This is a genomic window from Microbulbifer halophilus, assembly GCF_026183675.1.
Classification (GTDB): Bacteria; Pseudomonadota; Gammaproteobacteria; order Pseudomonadales; family Cellvibrionaceae; genus Microbulbifer; species Microbulbifer halophilus.
This window is the reverse complement of sequence record NZ_JAPIVK010000009.1, coordinates 95,460-117,261: the sequence shown is the minus strand read 5'-3', so window position 1 is coordinate 117,261 and position 21,802 is coordinate 95,460. Positions and strand designations below refer to the sequence as shown.

Genomic DNA, 21,802 nt, shown 5'->3' with positions numbered 1-21,802 from the left:
CTCTCCGGGTTAAGCGGATTGTCCGGATTCCGGACCGCCGAAGATATTGCGATAGGCGATGCCGACGGCGATGGAGACCAGCGGAATCACCCAGATCAGGCCGATCATCAGCGGAATGGCGCCGGCGATATACAGCAGCAGGCACACGATCAGGAAGCCGAAGAAACCGAACCAGTGCTTGGTGATTGCCTTGCGCGAGGTTTCCAGGGCCTGCCAGGGACCCAGGTTTCTGTCCGCGATCAGCGGCAGCGCCAGCGTATAGGCCACCGCCAGGTAAATGCCCGGAAGAATCAGCAGCACAAAACCGAGCATCGTGAGGATGGTCATCAGTATGGAGGCCACGACCAGCGGCAGCAGCTTGTCGAAATAGGCAAAGATTTCCGTCGGCGAAGTCTCTTCGTCGCGGGCGATCTTGACACCGATCATTATCATGCCCGCCATCAGCGGTCCCGCCACGATATTGACGATCAGGTTGTACAGCAGGGAGGAGGTCAGGGAGGCGTTGACCTGCTGCTCAATATTGAAGGCCGAATAGCCGGTAAGCAGGCCGGCTACAAAGCTCACCACCAAAAAGGCGGCGAGATACAACAGCACAGCCAGCCAGATGGTGCCCTTGTTGCCCTTGGTACGGCGCCAGGCCTCGCTGCAAATATCGCCGATAGAAAGGGTGTAATCCCCCGCTATGCCCTTCTCCAGCGAGCCGTATGTGCCGCTCTCGTCCCCGCTGGTCAGCTCCGCGTCCGGGGCCTTGTAAATATCACTCATTGTCAAATGTCCTTTGTCAGTTCCCTTAATGTGTACACAGAGCCTTTGGGAGCGAAATATCGCACAGCTGAGGGCAATGAACAATCCCGCGCCACACCGGCGGGCGCCAACGAGTTCCTCAAGGACGCGACAGGCGATAGACTGCAGCCAGCAATCTGGAGAAACGGAACGCATGACAAAGTGGTTTCTGAGGACGTTGATTCCCCTGGTGGTTCTGGCCGGCTGTTATATCGCCTGGCCCCGTTACAGCATCGAGATGTTGGAGAATGCCGCCCGCGATGAAGATCTGGAAACACTGCAGGATTATGTAGACTTTCCTGCATTGCGCGACAATCTGCAGTCGCGCCTGCAGCGCAGGGTGCGCGAGTCCATGGCGGACGATCTTCCGGCGGAGTGGGGCGATCTTTTCACCGCGGGCACCAACCTGTTTATGGCACCGTTGCTGCGCCAGCTGGTCACGCCGAAGGGTGTGGCGGGGCTGTTGCGCGGCGGCCGCGACCTGCGCGCCCTCGAGCGCGAACTCTACCGGCAGGTGCCACCGCCGGGCGGCGGACCCGAAGCCGCCCCCGAAACGGGCGACCATGCGCCCGACAGCTGGCAACTGCAGGGCTGGGGGCTTGTCGGTATCGACCGCGCATCGGCCGACTACGGCGATGGCGGGCGGCACGAACTGCGCCTGATGCTCGAGCGGCAGGGATTGCGGTGGCGCCTGGTCGATATCGCCCTGCTTACTGAAACACCACAAAACTGAACAAGAGGGAAACCCCTATCATGCAAATGGAAGACTCGGTCAATGTATTCGGCGATCCACTGCAGGCCTGCAGCCTGGATCCGGTCACCGGTTTTTTCCGCGACGGCTGCTGCAACACCAATGAACAGGACCTGGGCTCGCACACGGTCTGTGTGGAGATGACGGAGGAGTTTCTCCAATTCTCCCGCAGCCGCGGCAACGACCTCGGCACACCGGTGCCGGAGTTCGGCTTCCCCGGCCTGAAACCCGGCAACCGCTGGTGCCTGTGTGCGGCGCGCTGGCTGGAGGCGCAGGAAGCGGATGCGGCACCGCGGGTTTACCTGCAGCGGACGCACGTGAAGGCACTGGAAATAATACCGCTGAAGTTGCTGCGGCAGTATGCGGTGGATCTCAACTGATTTTCATGAAGAGGATTTGTTTTTATCTGAGCCCTGAAGGCGTTGCATCAGCGTCTCGAAGGAGTGTGCCTTTTTGGAGGTATAAGAGGCGTCCACTTGTTTATATAGATGATTGTTGAAGATATGGATGCTGACAATGCGCTCTCTTGGGAGTGCCATGTAAAAGTCTTTGGCATCATCTGAGAATTGGGCTCCTCTGCTTACCAGTCCGGCAACTGACTCATAGCGAGTTGCGAGAACGAACTTCAGATCCTTGTCTGTCCTGTAACCACTATAGATTGGCAGTATTGAAATGTGGCTATCCTGTGAGCCTGGCTCTCGGGATAGCACTGGCATGCCAACGTAGACTTTTCCTGTATCTAAAGAGATTGCCAAGGGTTTGAAGTCGAGCTGGGCACGGAGATATATGGAATCAAAGTCATTCTTGCGCCATTCGCGAATAATGTGTTCGGCTTTTGCGTGTTTTTTAAATTTGTTGTAGGCATAGGCGGTCAAGTAGCCGAAGACAAGCGTCCATAAGGATAGAATGATGATGTACTCAAGTTCAGAAATCTTGATGCAGTAGTTATTTACAAAGGCAAAGGAGCACGCCCATTCTGAAACTTGAAGTATTAGCCATGCTGGGGGCAGAAAGAGAAGGCCAACGGTTAATGATGTTAGATAAAGGCGATGGCCCGATTCCCTGCTCACTCGAAACTTGAGAGCGTAACAGTAAGTAGAGAAGCGATAACCTGCCGCTGCTATCGCAACTAGGAGGAGGCCTGTGCCGCTGGACATTTATCGAGTATGTCGAGAGTGACTTTGTTTTTCGGTGAGATCAGCGTCAAAAAGCTTGCGGACAGCAATTTTGAATCTGGGAGAGTTGAAAGCCTTATCCAGCCGAAGTGCAGACACGCCTTCGCCGTGGATATCATAGTATTTCTCCAGAAGTTTGATATCCCGGAGGCGGTTGTCAGAAGACTTTCTCATTTCGAGCTTCTTGGGGTCCATGTCTTCATCCCAATTGTTGTCGTTATTCCACAGATTTTCCACTCTAACATAGATACTTGCAAGAGGTTGGCACCCATTGTGTCGTGACATGGAGCTGTTTTGCGGTATCAGGGGGAATAAAAAAGCCTGCAATATAAATTGCAGGCTTTTAATGGGATGGTGCCCGGAGGCGGAATCGAACCACCGACACGGGGATTTTCAATCCCCTGCTCTACCGACTGAGCTATCCGGGCGTCGCCTTGTGGCCGGGGTCTCCGGCGGCGAGGCGCGTATTAAACCCGCTTGCCGGGCCCGAGTCAAGCCTTTGATTGCTAAATAGTTTTTGGGTTGGTGGGCGCTTACTGATTAGCTGTCATTCCCTTCTTCCGGGGGCACGTAGCCCTCTGCCTCGTCGTAGCTCTCGCCGCTGAAGAATTTCTGCATCTGTTCGCCCAGGTAGGCGCGGCTGGAGGGTTCCATCATGTTGAGGTGCTTTTCGTTGATCAGCATGGTCTGGTGGGACAGCCACTCCTGCCAGGCTTTCTTGGAGACGTTGTCGTAGATGTCCTGGCCCTTGGGGCCGGGGAAGGGCGGTGCGTCCAGGCCTTCCAGTTCCTGCTTGTATTTGCGGCAATGTACGGTTCTGGACATGGGGGTCTCCGTTGTCGGTTTGAGTCTGTTGGCTGTGATCGGCGGGCCTGTGGCCCGCGTGCGGAGCTGGAGCTCCGCGTTCCCGGGTGGGCCTGCGGCCCGTTTGCCGAGCTGGGGCTCGGCGTTCCCGGCGGGCGGTCTCCCCCCCGGCCTCTCTCCCGGGGGGAGAGAGGCCGGGGGGATGTGGTCAGGGCGCCGGGGATTCGCTCAGCAATGGTGCCTGCAGGGCCAGCAGTTGTTTGGCCAGTTTGACGATCGGCGCCGGCAGGCCGAGTTCCTGGGCCGCGCGGGGGCGGTTGATCTGGCGCAGTTTATACCAGCCACTGCCGCGCTCGGCTACCTGTGGCGGTGTATCCGTCAGCTGCACCCAGACCGGGCTGATGTCCAGGTGGAAGTGGGTGAAGGTGTGGCGCAGTGGCGGTAGTGGCTGTATCTCGCCGGCGTCCAGGTCGCGCGCCGCCAGCCACGCCCGCGCGCCGCCCTCGCCGCCGCTCTCCTCGTCCAGTTGCGGAGGGCTCCAGAGGCCGCCCCAGATGCCGGTGGGCGGGCGCTGTTCGAGGTAGATCTCGCCGTCCCGCTCCAGCAGCAGCAGGGTGGCGCTGCGGACCGGTTTTTTCTTTTTCGGTTTTTTGCCCGGGTAGTCCCGGGGGTTGCCCTGGCTGCGGGCGGCGCAGGCCCGCTCCAGGGGGCATTCTTCGCAGTCGGGTTTCGTGCGGGTGCAGACGGTGGCGCCCAGGTCCATCATCGCCTGGGTGTAGTGGTTACAGCGCTGCGCCGGGGTGTAGGTTTCGGCCAGTTGCCAGAGTTTCCTGGACACCGCGGTCCGGCCCGGCCAGCCGTCGACGGCGTGCAGGCGGGCCAGTACCCGTTTGACGTTGCCGTCCAGGATCGGGGCCCTGAGGCCCATGCTGATGCTGGCGATGGCGCCGGCGGTGGAGCGGCCGATTCCGGGGAGTGCGGTCAGGGCCTCGACATCGCGGGGGAATTCGCCGCCGTGTTCCTCCATCACCACCTGCGCGCACTTGTGCAGGTTGCGGGCGCGGGCGTAGTAGCCGAGGCCGCTCCAGTGGGCCAGTACTTCGCCCTGCGGGGCGGCGGCCAGGTCGGCCAGGGTGGGGAAGCTGGCCATAAAGCGCTCGAAATAGGGGATCACGGCAGTGACCTGGGTCTGCTGCAGCATGATCTCGGAGACCCAGACGCGGTAGGGGGTGATATCCCGCTGCCAGGGGAGGTCCTTGCGGCCGTGCCGGTCGAACCAGGTGAGGACGGCTTGTTGGAATCGGCTTGGGGTCATGGGGCTCGGGTTACTGCGGCTCGCTGGGTGGCCCATGCTAAGACTTGTGGGGCCGAGGGGGAAGGCGGTCGCTAGTGGGCCGCTCGCAAAGTTAGGTAACAGTTCGCTTCGCCAAATCGTCCAGCTCTGCGTTGAGAAAGCTTGAAATAACGCTGCTATTCCAGCGCTTTCTCGCCTTGATCTGAACGATTTGGCTGTGCTCCTTTGCTACCGAACTTTACAAGCGGCCCACTAGGCCGCCTGGCCGAGCTGGAGCCTTCAGCTCTTCAAATAGATAGCTCGGCGCACCCAGGGGGGTCAGTCGTTGCCGAACAGGCCCTTGAACTTGTCTTTCAGCTCTTCGGTTTTTTCCTTCAGTTTTTCGCCGTATTTTTCTTCTACCTTCTGTTTGGCCTCTTGCTTGGCCGCCTCGCCCAGCAGCTTGCCGATGCGGCGGCTGTCGGGTTTGCAGCTCGTGGCGCTGGCGTCGGCGAAGCTGTCCTTGCAGCGCAGGGGCAGCGGGTGGTTGCGCCAGCGGTCGCTGGTCACGCGGCAGCCGTCGGCGGAGGTGCGCTCGCCGACGACGGCGAGGCCCAGGGCGAAGTCGAAGTTGCCCTCTTCCAGGTCGACGTCGCCGTCGCCGGTGAGGGCGATTTTCTCCACGCCGGCGAGTATTTCCTGCACCGTGACCTTGTCGCCCTCGATGGTGATATTGGCGCGCAGGTCCTGCAGGCGGGTGCTGGCGGGCCACTGTCGCTGGGGTTGTTCCGTTTCCCCGGTATCGCCGCCGGACTGGGCCAGCTCGATCAGTTGGCACATGCCCTTTTCCAGATTGAAGGGCGCCAGGGCCAGCTGGTCGCTGGAGACCTGTACCGTGCCGCGCAGCTGCTTCTGCAACTGCCGGGTGTCGGCGCCGCTGGTGCGCGCCTCCCAGGTGACGCTGCTCTTGCCGGATACCTTCACCCTGTCGCTGGGGAAGAGGGCCTGCTGCACCCTGGAGATTTCCACGTTGGTGAGGCCGCCGTTCAGGGTGGCCTCGGCGGATTGGCCGCGGGCATTGAAGCGGCCGTCGGTATTGAGCTCGCCGCCGTAGAGGTCGGCGGCCAGTTTCTGCAGCTGGTAGAGGCCGTTGTCGACGGTCAGTTGCAGTTGCGGGTTGTCCATCTGCAGGTCCACCGCCCTGAGCTGCTTCAGGGACAGGTCCAGGTTGGCCTTGAAACCGCGCATGGCGGTCAGCGGCAGTGGCGTGGGCTCGGCGGCGGCCTCCGGTTCCTGTGGCTGTTCCGCCTCCGGCGAGGGCGGCGGCAGGTAGTCGTCTACCACCAGGGTGTCGCCGCGCAGGGTCAGGTCCAGGCCCGGTATGTTGGCGTTGCGCACCTGGGCGTTGCCGGTGAAGCGGGTGCCATCCAGCTCCAGTTGCAGCGGGCTCAGGTCGAATTTCTTGTCGGTGCCTTCGATGCTGGTTTCCAGGCTCAGTTTCTGCAACGCCGAGGCGCTCTGGGTGGTCAGTTCGGTGCCGGTGACGGCGAGCCAGGGGCGCAGCGGTTCGGCGTCGGCGGTGACCTGCATCTGAATCTGCCAGGGCCGATCAGCGGCGCTGCGGCGCACATGGCCGCGCAGGTTGATACTGGCGGCGGCCTCGCCGCTGGATAGGTCGATGGTCGCCGGTTGCAGGCGCAGGCCGTTGAGGCCCTCGTCCAGGGCCAGGGTGCTGGTGAGTTGCAGCAGCACCGGCTGTTTGAGGGCGCTTCCGGTCATCTCCGCACTGGCCTCGATCCGGCCGGGTTCGCCGCCGGGCACCAGGTTGTCGGCGGAGACGCGCAACTGCTCGACGCTGTACTCGGTATCGCTACCGGCGTCCCTGTAGCTCAGGCGGCCGTCTTCGAGGCGCAGTTTTTCCAGTGCCAGGTCCAGCGCCTGTTGCTCCCCTTCTCGCGGAACCTCCAGCTCGGGCGGCTCCTCGGCCCGCTGCTTCTGTTTTTCCTCCATGGCCTCGGTGATCCGTTCCCAGTTGCCGCGACCCTGTTCGTCGACGCTCAGGTCTATCTGCGGGCCGAGCAGCACTATTTCCTTTGCCTCGACGCGCCTTTTCAGCAGTGGCATCAGCGCCACGCCCACGGCCACGCGTTCGGCGCGCACCAGCGGCTCGTCCGGTTGCGGCAGGGGCGCCAGCTGTACGCCCTCCAGTTCCAGGGCGATATTGGGCCAGAGCTGCCAGCCGATATCGCCGTCCAGTTTGAGGGCGACGCCCTGCTCGGCGGCGAGCTGTTCCAGTTGCGGTTTGTACTGGTTGACGTCGACCCCGGCCAGCAGCCAGGCGACGGCGCCGGCGAGCAGCAGGAATACGACCAGCAGGGCGATAAGAGTGTGCTTGATCCAGGCCATGGAGATTGGGTCCCTGTCGTTATTCTGCAGTAGCGGCCGAGGCCGCTGCTACGGACAATCGTTTGCCGGGGTATTGTAGAAGAAAGCGATCGCTGCCGACACGGCGGCGATCGCTTGTAGGGGAGAACCTTGTGTTCGCCCGGGCTGGGGTACCCGGTGGGGACGGGGCGAACAACAAGGTTCGCCCCTACAGTGGATGGGTGTTAACGGTCAGAACACAAACCGCACGCCGGCCTCGACACTGCGGCCCATCTCCGGGGCGTAGTCGCGCAGCAGCGAGGTGGAGTTGCGGATTTCCTCGTCCAGCAGGTTGCGGCCGCTGGCGAAGAACACGGCGTCGGTACCGGCCAGCTCGAGGTTGTAGCGCGCGGTCAGGTCCATGCGTGTGTAGCCGTCGGTAGGCTCCTCGAAGGCGCCGGCGCGTTCCTGCTCGGCGGCTTCGGTGGTGCGCCACTCCCAGTTCCACCGATCGTAGTCGCCGCCCAGGGCGAAGCCGACCCGCAGCGGCGGCATGCGCGGTACGTCGCGACTGAGGCCGTCGATGCGGTTGTCGAACTGCGCGCGCACGCTGTCGCCGAACAGAGTCAGGGAGAGGCGGTTGACCAGGGGGAACTCCACCGATGCCTCGGCGCCATAGAAAGTGGCGTCGCGGTTGGCGTAGGCGTAGACCGGGAATTCGCTTTCCTCGTTCTCCAGGCCGGTGTTGGCGGCGTAGATATAGTCGCCCACGCGGTTGTAGAAGAGACTCGCCTCCACGCGCGCGGCGTGCCAGCCGTCGGCTTCCTGGTTGTGGTGGTGGTAGCCCAGTTCCAGGTTGATGGAGTTTTCCGTGTCCAGCTCGCTGTCGCCCTGCAGGTAGCGGGCCTCGGCCACGTGGGCGCCGTCGGCGAACAGCTCCTCCGCCACCGGGGCGCGCTCCGCGCTGGTCAGGCCCAGGCTGACGTGCTGGTGCTCGGCGAGGAAGTACTGCAGCGAGGCGCTGGCGCCGACCAGGTTGTAGTCCCGCTCCGCGCCCGCCTGCGGATCCACATTGACCCGTTCCAGGCGGCCGCCCAGGTCCAGGTGCCAGTCGTCCCACTGCCGTTCCTTCATGGTGAAGGCGCCGATACTGCTTGTGATCGAGGGTTGCACGAAGGCCTCCTCGCCGATGGCGGCGAAGTCCTTCTCCGAGACCTGCAGGCCGTAGGCGCCGCGCCACTCGCCGCCGTCATCGTGGGTCAGCTCGGCACGGCCTTCCCAGGCCTCGTTGGTGAAGCGGGTGCCCTCGTGGTAGTGGTCGCCGTGGGGTTCCAGTTCCACGTGCTCGTAGTCGTTGTAGCCCAGGCGGACGCTCAGCTTGTCCCAGTAGTCGCCGCCGAAGCGGTGTTCGCCCTTCAGGTCGTAGCGGGTCTGGGCCATATCGATGCGCACCGCTGCCGGGTCCTCGCCGTGTGCGTGTTCCTCTTCGTGGTGCTCTTCGCCGGCGTGCTCCTCCTCGTGGTGCTCTTCTTCGCCGTGCTCGTGGTTGTGCTGGTGAGCACCCAGGGGAATGCCGTAGTTGTTTTCCAGGCGACTGACCGACAGGCCGATAAAGCCGGTGTCCGTGACCCAGGAGATACCGCCGCTGCCGCTGTGGGCACGGCCGTTGGTGTTGCCGACGAAGCCGTCGGTGTTGAATGCCTCTTCGTGCTCATGCTCCTCGCCGGCGTGTTCCTCCTCGTGGTGCTCTTCCCCGTGATGTTCTTCTTCGTGGTGGCGGATGGCGAGGCCGGGTATCTCGGTGTCGTCGTTCTCGCGGTAGACGCCGTCCAGGTACCAGGCCAGCTGGCCGGCGCCGCCGGACAGGCGGAAGACGCCGGCGTCCTGGCTGTTGCCACTGTTGTGGCGCATCTCCAGTGCGCCTTCCAGGTCTTCTGGTACTTCGGTGGGGATGCGGCCGTCGATCACGTTGACCACGCCGCCAATGGCACCGCTGCCGTAGCGCAGCGCGGCCGGGCCGCGCAGTATCTCGATGCGCTTGGCCAGCAGCGGCTCGACGCTGATGGCGTGGTCCGAGGAGGTGCTGGAGGCATCCGCTGTATCCAGGTTGTCGTTGAGGATCTTGACCCGGTTACCGCTCTGGCCGCGGACTACCGGCAGGCCCACACCGCCGCCGAAGGAGGCGTTGGCGACGCCGGGCTGGTTCTTCAGTGTCTCGCCCAGGGTAGCGGTGGCTTCGTCGCGGAGCGCCTCGCCGGACAGCACGGATACCGGCGCCGCCACGGTGTCGGCGGACTTCTCCAGGGGAGAGACGGTTACATTGACCTGTTCCAGGCGCTCGCCGGTGTCGGCGGCATTCGCATGGGAGGTGGATAGAGTCAGGGCGCCGGCGATCGCCAGGGCCAGTTTGCTGGTGTTATACATCGGTTTTTATTCCTGTCACACGGGCAACGGGCGCCGCGTACCGCAATACGCAGACATGGGCGGACAGCCGTCGCCGGAAATCGCTAAATGGGGCTGGATCAGCTGAGTGACAGGGGGGCGGGAGGGGCGCGGGCGCTCTGGCGCTCCGGCTGGCAGTCGCCCGGTACCGGTGCGGACTGGCTGTTGTAGGGCGCGACCGGCACCGGCTGGGCGAACTGGAAGTCGCTGCCGATGGCGCCGGGCATATGGTTGAAGCAGAGATCGCACAGCTCCACCTGGCCGTCGTCCAGGTGGATATGCTCCGCCCACAGCGGCTGCGCTGCCAGCAGTGCAAGCAGCAGAAACAGGCTGGCCCAGAAGCGGGACTGTTGGCGGGAGCGATTGATCATGGCCTGTATGATATGGGCTGTGGCTCACTAATCAAGTTTCATCTGACACTAAGTGGCCACAGAGGCCGCTATTAGTCCTATAATTCGCGCCTTCCATCTCAACGCCTGAAATAAGGATGAATTCGTCTATGCGCAAGGCCAGCGTCAAGCGCGACACTCTGGAAACCCGGATAGAGGTCAGCCTCGATCTGGATGGCGACGGCCGCGGCCGGTTCGACACCGGCGTGCCCTTCCTGGAGCATATGCTCGACCAGATCGCCCGCCACGGTATGATCGACCTGGATATCACCTGCGACGGCGATGTGCATATCGACGATCACCACACGGTGGAGGATATCGGCATCACCCTGGGCAGGGCGATCGCCGAGGCGATCGGCGACAAGAAGGGCATGACCCGCTATGGCCACGCCTATGTGCCGCTGGACGAGGCGCTCTCGCGGGTGGTGGTCGATTTCTCCGGCCGCCCGGGCCTGGAGATGCACGTGCCCTTTACCCAGAAGCGCATCGGCAATTTCGATACCGAGCTCTTTTACGAATTCTTCCAGGGCTTCGTCAATCACGCCCTGGTGACCCTGCATATCGACTGCCTGCGCGGCCACAACGCCCACCACCAGGTGGAGACGGTATTCAAGGCCTTCGGCCGCGCCCTGCGCATGGCGCTGACGCCGGATCCGCGCATGGCCGGCACCACACCGTCCACCAAGGGTGTTCTTTGAAGCTCTCCTCTCCCCGTGCGAGAGGGGAAAACAGGTAATCTCTGATGCAGAAAATCGCAGTACTCGACTACGGCATGGGCAACCTGCACTCGGCGGTCAGTGCCCTGCAGCAGGTGGCGCCGGACGAGGAGATCGCGCTCGCCTCGACACCCGCGCAGGCGCAGGGGGCCGATCGGCTGCTGGTACCCGGTGTCGGCGCCATCCGCGATTGCATGGCCGGCTTCGTCGAGACCGGCTTCGAACCGCTGCTGCGCGACGCCATCGACGCCGGCCTGCCGATTCTCGGCGTCTGTGTCGGTATGCAGATCATGATGCGCCGCAGCGAGGAAAACGACGGCGTCGACTGCCTGGATATCTTCCCGCAGCCGGTGAAGTTTTTCGGCGACGATCTGCGTGAAACAGAAGCGGTTGGCGCCTGCGGCTCAAGGTTAAAGGTCCCGCATATGGGCTGGAACCGGGTCGAGCAGACGCGGGAACATCCGCTGTGGGCCGGGATCGAAAACGGCAGCCGTTTCTATTTCGTACACAGTTACTATGTACCGGCGGACGACAATGACCAGGTTGCCGGGCGCACCGACTACGGCGTGCCTCTGGCCGCGGCCGTCGCGCGCGAAAATATTTTCGCCACCCAGTTCCATCCGGAAAAAAGTGCGGACGCCGGCCTGCAATTGCTGAAAAACTTTGTCGGCTGGAGCGGCCGCGCCTGATTTTTCCCCTGGTAGGATGGGCAAAGCGCAGCGTGCCCATCAAATTTCGGCCGATGGGCACGCTGCGCTTTGCCCATCCTACGATTCTTTCCAGTTATGATTGTTATACCCGCCATAGATCTAAAGGACGGCCAGTGCGTGCGCCTGCGCCAGGGTGAGATGGACGACGCCACCGTATTCTCCGACGACCCGCTGGCCACCGCGCAGCACTGGGTCGACGAGGGGGCGCGCCGGTTGCACCTGGTGGACCTGAACGGCGCCTTCGCCGGCAACCCGGTCAACGGCGAGGCGGTCACCGCCATCGCAAAGCAGTTCCCGGACCTGCCGGTGCAGATCGGCGGCGGTATACGCGATCTGTACACGGTGGAAAAATACCTGGAAGCCGGCGTCACCTGGGCGATCATCGGCACCGCCGCGGTCAAGCAGCCCGGCCTGGTAAAGGAAGCCTGTCGCGAATTCGAGGGACATATCATTGTCGGCCTGGATGCAAAGGACGGCCTGGTGGCCACCGAGGGCTGGGCGGAAGTGTCCGGGTTGAAGGCCACCGAGCTGGCGAAACAGTTCGCCGATTGCGGTGTCAGTGCCATCGTCTACACCGATATCGCCCGCGACGGCATGATGCAGGGCGTGAATATCCCGGCCACGCAGGAGATGGCGCGCGCGGTGGATGTGCCGATCATCGCCTCGGGCGGCGTCAGCAGTATCGGGGATATCGAGCAACTGCTGGAAGCCGGCGACATCCACGGTGCCATCACCGGCCGCGCCATCTACGAAGACAAGCTGAACCTGCGCCGGGCGCAACAGCTCTGCGACGGCTGGGGAAAATAGTCATGGCGCTCGCGAAACGGATTATTCCCTGCCTCGACGTGGACGCCGGCCGCGTGGTCAAGGGCGTGAACTTTGTCGATATCCGCGATGCCGGCGACCCGGTGGAAATTGCGCGGCGCTACAACGAAGCCGGTGCGGATGAAATCACCTTTCTCGATATCACCGCCACTCACGAGGAGCGCGACACCACCCTGCACACGGTGGAACAGATGGCCGCGCAGGTGTTTATCCCGCTGACCGTGGGCGGCGGTGTGCGCAGCCTGCAGGATATCCGCAACCTGCTGAACGCCGGCGCCGACAAGACAGCGATCAATTCCGCCGCGGTCAAGAATCCCGAGTTCGTGCGCGAGGCGGCCGAACGTTTCGGCAGCCAGTGTATTGTCGTCGCCATCGATGCCAAGCGGGTGGGCGAGGGGCGCTGGGAAATTTTCACCCACGGCGGCCGCAGGCCCACCGGGATCGACGCGGTGGAATGGGCGAAAAAAATGGCCGACTACGGCGCCGGGGAAATACTCCTGACCAGCATGGATCGCGACGGCACCAGGAACGGTTTCGACCTGGCCCTGACCCGTGCCGTCTCCGACGCGGTGCCGGTGCCGGTAATTGCCTCCGGCGGCGTCGGCAACCTGCGGCACCTGGCTGAAGGGGTTCTCGACGGTGGTGCCGACGCGGTGCTGGCGGCGAGTATCTTTCACTTCGGCGAATACAGCATCGCCGAGGCCAAGGCCTATATGGAGAGTGCGGGAATAGAAATGCGGGTCTGAATACTCGGAAGGGGCGGGAGCCCGCCCCTTCCGACCGGATCAATCGACGCGGGCCACGCGCTCGCGTTTTTTATCGTGCTGCCGGGCGTAGAGATTCATCCCCTTCAGTACATTCAAGGCTTCAAAAATCTGGTTGTCGCGGCCGTACCAGTCTTCGCGGGATTCCATGGCCCGCTTGCGGTCGGCGGCGTTGCGGTCCCGGCCGCCGTTGCCGTTGCCCAGGTGGCCGGCGAGATCGGCCTCGGTGGTGCGGCCTCCGGATTCCATGCGCGTGACTTTTACACGCTCGACCACGATATCGGGGGTGATGCCCTGGGCCTGGATGGAGCGGCCGTTGGGGGTGAAGTAGAGGGCGGTGGTCAGTTTGATGGCGCGCTCGCTGTTGATCGGGATCACCGTCTGCACAGAGCCCTTGCCGAAACTGTCGGTCCCCATGACCACCGCGCGGCGGTGGTCCTGCAGCGCACCGGCGACGATCTCGGCGGCGGAGGCGGAGCCGTCGTTGATCAGCACCACCAGTGGAATACCTTCGGTCATATCGCCGGGTTCGGCGGAATATTCCAGGCTGGCGGATTTGGAGCGGCCCTCGGTGTAGACCACCAGGCCGCTGTCGAGGAACGCATCCGCCACTTCCACCGAGGACTGCAGTACGCCGCCGGGATTGTTGCGCAGGTCGATGACCATACCTTTCAGGTCGCCCTCTTCCTGCAGCTCGCGGATCTCCGCCGCCACGTCGCTGCCGGTATCCAGCTGGAACTGGCTGATGCGCAGGTAGCCGTAGCCGTCGTCGAGAATTTTGCTGCGCACACTGCGCACGCGCACGGTGTCGCGCTCGATGGTAACGTCAAACGGTTCCTTGTGGCCCTGGCGCGCAATGGTCAGGGTCACGCTGCTACCCTTGGGCCCGCGCATGCGCTCCACCGCCTCGTCCAGGCCGACACCTTTCAGGGACTTGCCGGACAGGCGCAGGATGATATCGCCGGATTTGAGGCCGGCGCGCGCGGCGGGGGTATCGTCCATGGGGGTGACGACGGTGATGTAATCGTTCTCAATCCCCACTTCGATACCCAGGCCGGCGAATTCGCCGGTGGTGTTGGCCTGCAGGTCGTCGAAGGAGGCGCGGTCCAGATAGGAGGAGTGCGGGTCCAGGCCCTGCAACATGCCCTTGATTGCGTATTCCAGCAGGGTGCTGTCATCCACTTCCTCTACATAGCCCTGGCGGATCTGTTCGAACACCTTGGCAAAGCTGCGCAGGTCCTCCAGTGGCAGGCGGGTTTCGGCCGCGGGGATCAGGTTCTGGCCGGAATCGCCTTCGCTGAAACCCATCAGCGGCAGGGCGGTGAGCGCGGCTGCGCCGATGAAGGTGGTCAGCGCTTTGGGAGTGAACATATCGTTGAGACCTCTGCCTTATTGCGTCCGTTCTTTGCGAAAGTGTAGACCGCGGGGGGTGGCAGGGTTTTCAAGTTGGCGGGGCATTCTGCTGCGCGAAAAGCCGTCTGTGTTATCACCTTCCGTTCGAGCCTGTGAATTCAATGACGCTGCAGGAACATTTTCAATGCCACTGCGTTGTTGTGTTCGGGATCCCGTGCGGCGTAGAGCAGCGTCAGCGGGCGCCCGTTGCAGGCTTTCAGGAGCGTCCCGATTTCCTTTTCCCTCTCGCGCAGTTCCCTGTGGTAGCGCTGGTAAAAGGCGGCCCACAGCCGGGGGTCGTGATTGAACCAGCGGCGCAGTTCGTCGGACGGCGCCAGGTCCTTGCGCCAGTCGTCCAGTTGCAGGGATTCGCGACTGACGCCGCGCGGCCAGAGGCGGTCCACCAGTACGCGGTAGCCGTCGTTTCGCTCGGGTGGTTCGTAGGCGCGTTTGCAGTGAATGGATTTTGGGGCGGGCATAGCCGAATGCGAGTTTGTGGGGTTTGTTGTCAGGTTAGCTGGGTGGGGTGGGTTTTTGTTGTTGGGTGGCTGATTCGGCCGCCCTCTCCCTAACCCTCTCCCGGGGGGAGAGGGGATTGTATGGGGCTGTAGATGGTGAGCTGGCACAGGTGCCTCTGCAGAGCTCCCCTCTCCCGCCGGGAGAGGGGCCGGGGGAGAGGGGCGTCAGCCGCGGCACCAGATGGTGGGGTCCTGCGGTTGGCCGCGGTGGCGGATTTCGAAATAGACGCCGCTGCGGTTGAGACCGCCGGTGTTGCCGACCCGGGCGATGGTATCGCCGCGCTCCACCCATTCGCCCAGGCTGCGGGTCAGGGACTGATTGTGGGCGTAGAGGCTCATGTAGCCGTCGCCGTGATCCAGGATCATCAGCATGCCCTGGCCGCGCAGGTAGTCTGAGAAAACCACGCGGCCGCGGTGGATGGCGCGCACCGGGGTACCGGCGTCGGCGCGGATGGTGACGCCTTTCCAGGTGATGCCATTGGCGCGGCGCCGGCCGTAGGCGTTGGCGCGGCGGCCTTCCACCGGCCACTGCATGCGGCCGCGCTGTTTGGCGAAGGGTTGTTGGTCCTGGGGGCTCACCAGCGAGGCGATGGCGCGGCCGACTTCGTCCACCAATTTCTGCAGTCGCGAGCGGTCGCTCTTCAGTTGCTGCAGTTCGCCGCTCTTGTCCGCCAGCTGCGTGGCCAGTTCGTCCAGCGTCGCCTGGCGCGAACGCCGGGCGCCCACCAGTTGCCGTTCGCGCTGCTGCAGTTGTCGCCGCTCCGCAGCCAGGGTGTCGCGCTCGCGCTCGATATTGGAGCTGACGGTCTGCAGGGAGGAGAGGGTGGCGAGGTAGTCGCCGATGATGCGGTTGCGTTCCCGGAGGAAGTACTGGTGGTAGTGGAGCTGGCGGGCGATGTTCTGCGGGTCCTGCTGGTTCAGGAGCAGTTTGACCTGCTCCTGTCTGCCTAGTCGGTAAGCGGCGGCGACTTCCTGCTCGACCCGCCGCTGCATACTTCGTCGCGACTCCTCCAGTTCCCGCTGCTCTCGCTTCAGCTCCTGCAGCTTCTCGCCGCGGCTGCGCATATCGCTCTTGATCTGGTCGATGCGCTTGTGTAGCTCGGAAATATCCTTCTCGTTGTCTTCCAGATCCTTGAGCAGCTGGTCGCGCCGGCTGCGCACCTCGCCCAGCTCTTCCTGCAGCGACTCGATGCGCTGCTTGATCTCTTTGAGGCGCGCCTGCTGGTCCGAGTCTGCCTGCGCCGATGGCGCAGACAGCAGGAGTAGGATGGGCAAAACGAGCGCAGCGAGTGTGCCCATCATGCGATATTTGACGGGCACATCGCTGCGCTCCCCTGCCCATCCTGCGTTTTCACCGGCTTGTGCCATCGGCAGGCACCTCCAACTCCGAAACTTGGGTTACTCGAATTCAACCAGGCTCTGGCCGGTCATCTCTGCCGGCTGCGGCAGGTCCATCAGCGCCAGCATGGTCGGTGCCACGTCCGCCAGGCTGCCGCCGTCCCGCAGGCTCAGCTTGCGCTCGCCCACGTAGACGAAGGGCACCGGCAGGGTGGAATGCTGGGTGCTGACCTGGCCGGAGTTCTCGTCGAACATCTCCTCCGCATTGCCGTGGTCGGCGGTGATCAGTACCTCGCCGCCGGCCGCCAGTGCGGCTTTGGTAACCTGGTCGACACAGGTGTCCAGCGCCTCCACGGCCGCGACCGCCGCCTCGAAGACGCCGCTGTGACCCACCATGTCGCCGTTGGCGTAATTGCAGATGATGGCGTCGTACTCGTCGCTCTCGATCGCCGCCACCAGCTTTTCGGTCACTTCGGGGGCGCTCATCTCCGGCTGCAGGTCGTAGGTGGCCACGTTCGGGGACTTGATCAGCTCGCGGGTCTCGCCGGCGTAGGGCTCTTCGCGGCCGCCGCTGAAAAAGAAGGTCACGTGGGCGTATTTCTCGGTCTCGGCGATGCGGAGCTGTTTCCGGCCCTGCCCGGCCAGGTATTCGCCCAGGGAGTTCACCAGCTCCTCCGGCGGGAAGGCGCAGCTGGCCCCGATGTCTGCCGCGTACTCGGTGGTCATCACGAAGTCCGCCAGCTGCGGTTTGGAGCGGCGCTCGAAGCCGTCGAAATCCGCCTGGGTAAAGGCGCGGGTCAGCTGGCGCGCGCGGTCCGGGCGGAAGTTCATGTAAATCAGCGCATCGCCGTCGCGGATCGGCGCCGCCTCGCCGATGCGGGTGGGGGCCGCGAACTCGTCGTTCTCGCCGCGCTCGTAGGCGGCGGCCAGGCCGGCCTGGGCGTCGGCGGCGCTGTACTCGGCCTCGCCCAGGGTCAGCAGGTCGTAGACCGACTGGGTGCGGTCCCAGCGCTGGTCGCGGTCCATGGCGAAGTAGCGGCCCGAAAGGCTGGCGATGCGGGCGCTGCCGAGGGAATCGCACACCTGCGCCAGGCGCGCCAGGGTCGGTTCGGCGCTGCGCGGCGGCGTGTCGCGGCCGTCGAGGAAGGCGTGCACATAGATGGCCCTGGCGCCGCGCTGGGCCGCCAGGGTGATCATGGCGACGATATGGTCCTCGTGGCTGTGGACGCCGCCGGCGGAGGCCAGTCCCATGATATGCACGGCGCCGTCGTTGGCGATGGCCTTGTCCACGGCGGCGGTATAGGCGGGATTCTTGAAGAAGTCGCCGTCCTCGATCGCCTTGTTGATACGGGTGAAGTTCTGGTAGACGACCCGGCCGGCCCCCAGGGTCATATGCCCTACCTCGGAGTTGCCCATCTGCCCTTCCGGCAGCCCCACCGCCATGCCGGAGGTCTGGATTAGGGTTTTCGGGCGGCTGGCCCAGATGCCGTCCCAGACCGGCGATCTGGCGGCGTGGATGGCATTGTGCTCGGTGTTCTCGCTGTGGCCGAAGCCGTCCAGGATCAGCAGGACCAGGGGGCGTTTGGAAGCGGTTGGGGCAGCGGCCATAGCGAACGATTCCTCTATCGGTGGATTCCATCGGAAGACGCGGATTTTAACCTGATTGCCCACCCTTTAACCATGTCGGCAGGGGGCCGGGAGACGATCCAGTACACAATTTTGCTGGTTAAGATTTCGCCACAATCGTGTATACTGCCGCCGCATCGGACGCTGTATGGCGCCAGTATTTCAGAACAATGAACAGGATTTGGGGGCGAGGTGGATTTTTTCGTCTTTATGAGCGAACAGTGGCTGCTGGTCAGCCTGCTGGTGGCGCTTCTCTACGCATTTGCACTGACCGAGCGGCACCGGGCCGGCACGCCGGCGTCGATCCACGAGGTGACCCGGATGGTCAATATCGAGGATGCGCGCATCCTGGACGTGCGCGACCGCGACGAGTACAGCGCCGGTCACATCGTCGACGCGGTGCACATTCCCCACGGCGAGATCTCCGAGCGCATCGGCGAGCTGGCGCCGCTGAAAGACAAACCGCTGATCGTGGCGGACAAGATGGGCCAGCACGCCGGCAACGTGGGTCGGCTGCTGAAAAAGCAGGGTTTCCAGGTGCGTCGCCTGCAGGGTGGCATGACCGAGTGGGCCAACCAGAACCTGCCGCTGGTGAAGGATTAGTATTTCCGGTATGCAAGACGTAGTCATTTACACCACCCGATTCTGCCCCTTCTGTATCCGCGCCAAGCAGCTGCTGGACAGCAAGCGCGTCGAGTACCGCGAGATCCCGGTGGACAACGATCCCGAACTGCGGGCGCGGATGGCCGACGAGGCCGGCAGCCGCGCGGTGCCGCAGATCTGGATCGGCGAGCGCCATGTGGGCGGCTGCGACGAGCTGATGGCGCTGGAGCGCAGCGGCCGGCTGGACGAATGGTTGAAATAGTCCGGTGACAAAATCTATTCCCGGCCTTGAAACGGTATTCAACGGCCCCATTTGAAAGACTCATGAGGGAGTCTTTCTCACGGAAGGCAAGTGATAAACCATTGAATAAACAGGCAGTAACATGGCTGAAGAACAAAACGGCGCAGCGAACAACGCAGAGGCTCCAGACGTCCAATTCGCGATGCAACGCATCTACCTGAAAGACCTGTCCTTCGAGACCCCGATGGGTGCCGAGGTTTTCAAAAAGCAGTGGAAGCCCCAGGTCAACCAGGAACTGAACACCAAGACCGCCAAGATCGAAGACGATCTGTACGAAGTAGCGCTGACCCTGACTATCACCGTGAAACTGGAAGACGAGACCGCCTTCCTGGTGGAAGTACAGCAGGCCGGCCTCTTCTCCGTGAAGGGTCTCGAGGGCCAGCAACTGGCCCAGGCGCTGAACACCGCCTGCCCGCAGATTCTCTTCCCCTACGCCCGCGAAGTGGTGGACAACGCCGTGACCAAGGGCTCCTTCCCGGCCCTGATGCTGCCGCCGATCAACTTCGACGCCCTGTTCGCCTCGGCCCTGAAGCAGGCGCAGGAACAGGGAGAGGGCGCGAAGGAAGAACAGGCCGAAACCTGATCGCACCCCGAGCCCGATTTGAAAAGGCCCCGTTCGGGGCCTTTTTTGCGTTCTGGGCCCGGATCTCCGCGGCGTTTTCTTTTTGCCCGCAAATCGCATAGGCTCAGAGCTCATCCATCAAGGAGAGAGAACTGTCATGACCTATCAGGGAAGCTGCCACTGCGGCCGTATCGCGTTTGAGGTGGAGGGAGACATCGACGAGGTGATGGAGTGTAACTGCTCGCACTGCAGCAGGAAGGGATTCCTGCTCTGGTTTGTCCCCCGCGAGCAGTTGCACCAGAAGACGCCGGAATCCGACCAGGCCACCTACACCTTCAACAAGCACGAGATCAAACACCAGTTCTGCCCCGACTGCGGCTGCCAGCCCTTCGGCCTGGGGCAGATGCCGGACGGCCCGCCCCTCGCCGCCATCAATGTGCGCTGCCTGGAGGGTGTGGAACCGGCCGAGCTGACAATCAAGCAGGTAGATGGACGCAGTTTCTGAATGAAGTGGGAATTACCGACTCCTTATGTATGGAGAGTCACGGTGCAGCCGGAACATGTGGACGGCCTGCATCACGCCAACAATGCGGAGTACGTGCGCTGGTGTGAGCGCTCCGCCTGGAACCACAGCGTCGAGCTGGGCCTGGATGTCACCAACTACCAGGGGCTCGACCGGGGCATGGCCATCCGTCACGCCGAATACGACTATATACTGGCGGCCAGGGAGGGCGATGAACTGCTGTTCGGTACCTGGCTGACGAAGGTCGACGGGCGCCTCAACATGACCCGGCAATTCCAGGTGTTCCGCGCCGTCGACGAGGCGCTGCTCCTGAGTGCCCGGTGGCAGATGGTGTGTATCGAGCTGTCCAGCGGCAGGCCGAAGCGCATGCCGCAGATCTTCAAGGACATCTACTGCCCCGCGGTTGTCGCAGCGCCGGACTGACTCCTCCCACCACCATTCGACACGGGAGAACAAGCGTGAGCGAGCAAGACCCCATCACCCTGACCGAAAACACCGGCGCCCTGAAGGGCAAGACGCTATTCATCACCGGTGCGAGCCGCGGTATCGGCCGCGCCATCGCGCTGAAGTGCGCCGCGGACGGGGCCAATATCGTCATCGCGGCCAAATCCGCCGAGCCGCACCCGAAACTGCCGGGTACCATTCACTCGGTGGCGGAGGAAGTCGAGCAGGCCGGCGGCAGGGCGTTGGCGCTGCAGGTGGATGTGCGCGAGGAGGAGCAGGTGTCCGCGGCCATGGCCTCGGCGGCGGAGCAGTTCGGCGGTATCGACGCGGTGGTGAACAATGCCGGCGCCATCAACCTGACCAATGTCGAATCCACGCCGCCCAAGCGCTACGACCTGATGCAGGATATCAACAGCCGCGCCGTCTACCTGACCGCGCACCTGGCGATTCCCTACCTGAAAAAATCGGCCTGCGGCCATATTCTCAGCCTGTCGCCGCCGGTCAACCTGCAGCCGAAATGGCTGGGGCCCTTCGCCCCCTACGCCCTGTCGAAGTTCGGCATGACGATCCTGAGCATGGGGCTGGCGGAAGAGTTGCACGAGGCGGGGGTCAGTGTCAGCACACTCTGGCCGCGCACCCTCGTGGCCACGGCGGCAATCGAGTTTGCCGTGGGCAACCGCGAGATGTTCGAGCAGAGCCGCAAGCCGGTGATCATGGCCGATGCCGCCTACGAAATTCTGCAGACGGAAAACAATGCGCTCAGCGGCTGCCAGTTGATCGACGAGGAACTGCTGGGCGAGCGCGGTGTTACCGACTTTACCCGGTACGCCCACAACCCGGACAGGGCCGGCGAGCTGGCTGTGGACCTGTTCCTGGATTCCTGAGTATTGCCGTTGGGGGGAGGTTTTTCTGTGTCCAGTGATAGCGAACTGTTTCGCGAGGCCCTCGGGCAGCTCGGCGATGTCAAGCCGCTGGTGCGAGAGCGCAAGGTGGCCCTGAGAAAGGATTCGGATTCCGGCCTCAACAAGCGCGCCCGCCGCGAGGCGGCGATCGAGGAAATCGAGGCGCAGCTCAACCCGCTCACCGGCGAGGGAGTCGACCCGGTGGATCCCTGGGATCCGCTGGAATTCAAGCGCGACGGGGTGCAGAACGGTGTCTACCGCAACCTGCGCCTGGGCAAATACCGGGTGGATGCGCGCCTGGACCTGCACCGCCACACGGTGGAGATGGCGCGGCGCGCGGTGCTGGAATTCGTGCGCGATTGCATGGAGGCGGATGTGCGCTGCGCGCTGATCACCCACGGCAAGGGCGAGGGGCGCAAGCAGCCGGCGGTACTGAAAAGCTGTGTCAACGCCTGGCTGCCGCACCTGCGCGAAGTACTCGCTTTCCACAGTGCGCAGAAACAGCACGGCGGCCTGGGGGCCACCTACGTGTTACTGCGCAAGAGCGAGCGCAGACGGCAGGACAACCTGGAGCGGCACCAACGGCGCCGCTGATTC

At 63.3% G+C, this 21,802-nt stretch carries 25 protein-coding genes and 1 tRNA gene; 14 read left to right on the top strand and 12 right to left on the bottom strand.

Translation table 11 applies throughout. The annotated features are described in order from the left end of the window. Positions 1-9: 9 nt before the first annotated feature. Positions 10-765 carry a DUF2189 domain-containing protein gene (locus OQE62_RS06755; protein WP_265721245.1) on the bottom strand — a complete coding sequence of 252 codons (756 nt, stop codon included), beginning with the start codon at positions 763-765 and terminating at the stop codon, positions 10-12. Between the two features lie 172 nt (positions 766-937). On the opposite strand from OQE62_RS06755, the gene OQE62_RS06750 reads away from it, so the two are divergent. Next, entirely contained in the window at positions 938-1,516 is a 579-nt protein-coding gene (locus OQE62_RS06750; RefSeq protein ID WP_265721244.1) for a DUF2939 domain-containing protein, read from the top strand. 20 nt (positions 1,517-1,536) lie between these two features. Next, on the top strand, positions 1,537-1,914 hold the full coding sequence (locus OQE62_RS06745; RefSeq protein ID WP_265721243.1) for a DUF2237 family protein: 378 nt from the start codon (positions 1,537-1,539) through the stop codon (positions 1,912-1,914). Positions 1,915-1,917: 3 nt separating this feature from the next. Here OQE62_RS06745 and OQE62_RS06740 read toward each other — a convergent pair whose 3' ends face one another. Beyond that, positions 1,918-2,604 (bottom strand): hypothetical protein, encoded by a 687-nt coding sequence (locus tag OQE62_RS06740; protein WP_265721242.1) that lies wholly within the window; start codon positions 2,602-2,604, stop codon positions 1,918-1,920. A gap of 96 nt (positions 2,605-2,700) precedes the next feature. Here OQE62_RS06740 and OQE62_RS06735 point away from each other — a divergent pair, with 96 nt between their 5' ends. Beyond that, positions 2,701-2,991 carry a hypothetical protein gene (locus OQE62_RS06735; RefSeq protein ID WP_265721241.1) on the top strand — a complete coding sequence of 97 codons (291 nt, stop codon included), beginning with the start codon at positions 2,701-2,703 and terminating at the stop codon, positions 2,989-2,991. Positions 2,992-3,061: 70 nt separating this feature from the next. Here OQE62_RS06735 and OQE62_RS06730 read toward each other — a convergent pair. The 6 genes from OQE62_RS06730 to OQE62_RS06705 form a co-directional block, all read right to left on the bottom strand. Next, positions 3,062-3,137 (bottom strand) — tRNA-Phe (locus tag OQE62_RS06730). Between the two features lie 112 nt (positions 3,138-3,249). Then, complete coding sequence (locus OQE62_RS06725) at positions 3,250-3,534, bottom strand: oxidative damage protection protein (protein WP_265721240.1); 285 nt, start codon at positions 3,532-3,534, stop codon at positions 3,250-3,252. Between the two features lie 187 nt (positions 3,535-3,721). After that, on the bottom strand, positions 3,722-4,828 hold the full coding sequence (gene mutY, locus OQE62_RS06720) for an A/G-specific adenine glycosylase (RefSeq protein ID WP_265721239.1): 1,107 nt from the start codon (positions 4,826-4,828) through the stop codon (positions 3,722-3,724). Positions 4,829-5,125: 297 nt separating this feature from the next. Further along, a complete protein-coding gene (locus tag OQE62_RS06715) occupies positions 5,126-7,192 on the bottom strand; it encodes an AsmA family protein (RefSeq protein WP_265721238.1) in 2,067 nt (688 codons plus the stop codon). Positions 7,193-7,402: 210 nt separating this feature from the next. Next, complete coding sequence (locus OQE62_RS06710) at positions 7,403-9,574, bottom strand: TonB-dependent receptor (RefSeq protein ID WP_265721237.1); 2,172 nt, start codon at positions 9,572-9,574, stop codon at positions 7,403-7,405. Between the two features lie 98 nt (positions 9,575-9,672). Continuing rightward, positions 9,673-9,963: a hypothetical protein gene (locus OQE62_RS06705; RefSeq protein WP_265721236.1), complete on the bottom strand. Its 291-nt coding sequence runs from the start codon at positions 9,961-9,963 to the stop codon at positions 9,673-9,675. A gap of 128 nt (positions 9,964-10,091) precedes the next feature. Between OQE62_RS06705 and hisB the strand changes: the two genes are divergently transcribed. From hisB to hisF, 4 genes are all read left to right on the top strand, one after another. Continuing rightward, positions 10,092-10,679 carry an imidazoleglycerol-phosphate dehydratase HisB gene (gene hisB / locus OQE62_RS06700; protein WP_265721235.1) on the top strand — a complete coding sequence of 196 codons (588 nt, stop codon included), beginning with the start codon at positions 10,092-10,094 and terminating at the stop codon, positions 10,677-10,679. 44 nt (positions 10,680-10,723) lie between these two features. Then, entirely contained in the window at positions 10,724-11,386 is a 663-nt protein-coding gene (gene hisH / locus OQE62_RS06695; protein WP_265721234.1) for an imidazole glycerol phosphate synthase subunit HisH, read from the top strand. A 96-nt stretch (positions 11,387-11,482) separates the two neighbouring features. Continuing rightward, positions 11,483-12,214 (top strand): 1-(5-phosphoribosyl)-5-[(5-phosphoribosylamino)methylideneamino]imidazole-4-carboxamide isomerase, encoded by a 732-nt coding sequence (hisA, locus tag OQE62_RS06690; protein ID WP_265721233.1) that lies wholly within the window; start codon positions 11,483-11,485, stop codon positions 12,212-12,214. 2 nt (positions 12,215-12,216) lie between these two features. Further along, a complete protein-coding gene (gene hisF, locus OQE62_RS06685; RefSeq protein ID WP_265721232.1) occupies positions 12,217-12,978 on the top strand; it encodes an imidazole glycerol phosphate synthase subunit HisF in 762 nt (253 codons plus the stop codon). A 39-nt stretch (positions 12,979-13,017) separates the two neighbouring features. Here hisF and OQE62_RS06680 read toward each other — a convergent pair whose 3' ends face one another. The 4 genes from OQE62_RS06680 to gpmI form a co-directional block, all read right to left on the bottom strand. Next, positions 13,018-14,367: a S41 family peptidase gene (locus tag OQE62_RS06680; protein WP_265721231.1), complete on the bottom strand. Its 1,350-nt coding sequence runs from the start codon at positions 14,365-14,367 to the stop codon at positions 13,018-13,020. Positions 14,368-14,507: 140 nt separating this feature from the next. Further along, positions 14,508-14,867, bottom strand: coding sequence for a DUF488 domain-containing protein (locus OQE62_RS06675; RefSeq protein ID WP_265721230.1), 360 nt, complete (start codon positions 14,865-14,867; stop codon positions 14,508-14,510). A 204-nt stretch (positions 14,868-15,071) separates the two neighbouring features. Further along, positions 15,072-16,274 carry a murein hydrolase activator EnvC family protein gene (locus OQE62_RS06670; RefSeq protein WP_265721229.1) on the bottom strand — a complete coding sequence of 401 codons (1,203 nt, stop codon included), beginning with the start codon at positions 16,272-16,274 and terminating at the stop codon, positions 15,072-15,074. A 30-nt stretch (positions 16,275-16,304) separates the two neighbouring features. After that, positions 16,305-17,852, bottom strand: a complete 1,548-nt coding sequence (gene gpmI / locus OQE62_RS06665) for a 2,3-bisphosphoglycerate-independent phosphoglycerate mutase (protein ID WP_265721228.1) — start codon at positions 17,850-17,852, stop codon at positions 16,305-16,307. Between the two features lie 210 nt (positions 17,853-18,062). Here gpmI and OQE62_RS06660 point away from each other — a divergent pair, with 210 nt between their 5' ends. The 7 genes from OQE62_RS06660 to smrA all read left to right on the top strand — a co-directional run bounded on the left by OQE62_RS06660 (position 18,063) and on the right by smrA (position 21,799). Further along, positions 18,063-18,473, top strand: coding sequence for a rhodanese-like domain-containing protein (locus OQE62_RS06660; RefSeq protein WP_265721227.1), 411 nt, complete (start codon positions 18,063-18,065; stop codon positions 18,471-18,473). 10 nt (positions 18,474-18,483) lie between these two features. Continuing rightward, a complete protein-coding gene (gene grxC / locus OQE62_RS06655; RefSeq protein WP_265721226.1) occupies positions 18,484-18,735 on the top strand; it encodes a glutaredoxin 3 in 252 nt (83 codons plus the stop codon). Between the two features lie 121 nt (positions 18,736-18,856). Further along, positions 18,857-19,357: a protein-export chaperone SecB gene (gene secB / locus OQE62_RS06650; RefSeq protein ID WP_265721225.1), complete on the top strand. Its 501-nt coding sequence runs from the start codon at positions 18,857-18,859 to the stop codon at positions 19,355-19,357. Between the two features lie 136 nt (positions 19,358-19,493). Beyond that, positions 19,494-19,841 carry a GFA family protein gene (locus OQE62_RS06645; RefSeq protein ID WP_265721224.1) on the top strand — a complete coding sequence of 116 codons (348 nt, stop codon included), beginning with the start codon at positions 19,494-19,496 and terminating at the stop codon, positions 19,839-19,841. Between the two features lie 42 nt (positions 19,842-19,883). Continuing rightward, on the top strand, positions 19,884-20,282 hold the full coding sequence (locus OQE62_RS06640; RefSeq protein ID WP_322746564.1) for an acyl-CoA thioesterase: 399 nt from the start codon (positions 19,884-19,886) through the stop codon (positions 20,280-20,282). Between the two features lie 35 nt (positions 20,283-20,317). Beyond that, positions 20,318-21,187 (top strand): SDR family oxidoreductase, encoded by an 870-nt coding sequence (locus tag OQE62_RS06635; protein WP_265721222.1) that lies wholly within the window; start codon positions 20,318-20,320, stop codon positions 21,185-21,187. 27 nt (positions 21,188-21,214) lie between these two features. Then, entirely contained in the window at positions 21,215-21,799 is a 585-nt protein-coding gene (smrA, locus tag OQE62_RS06630) for a DNA endonuclease SmrA (RefSeq protein ID WP_265721221.1), read from the top strand. Positions 21,800-21,802 lie beyond the last annotated feature (3 nt).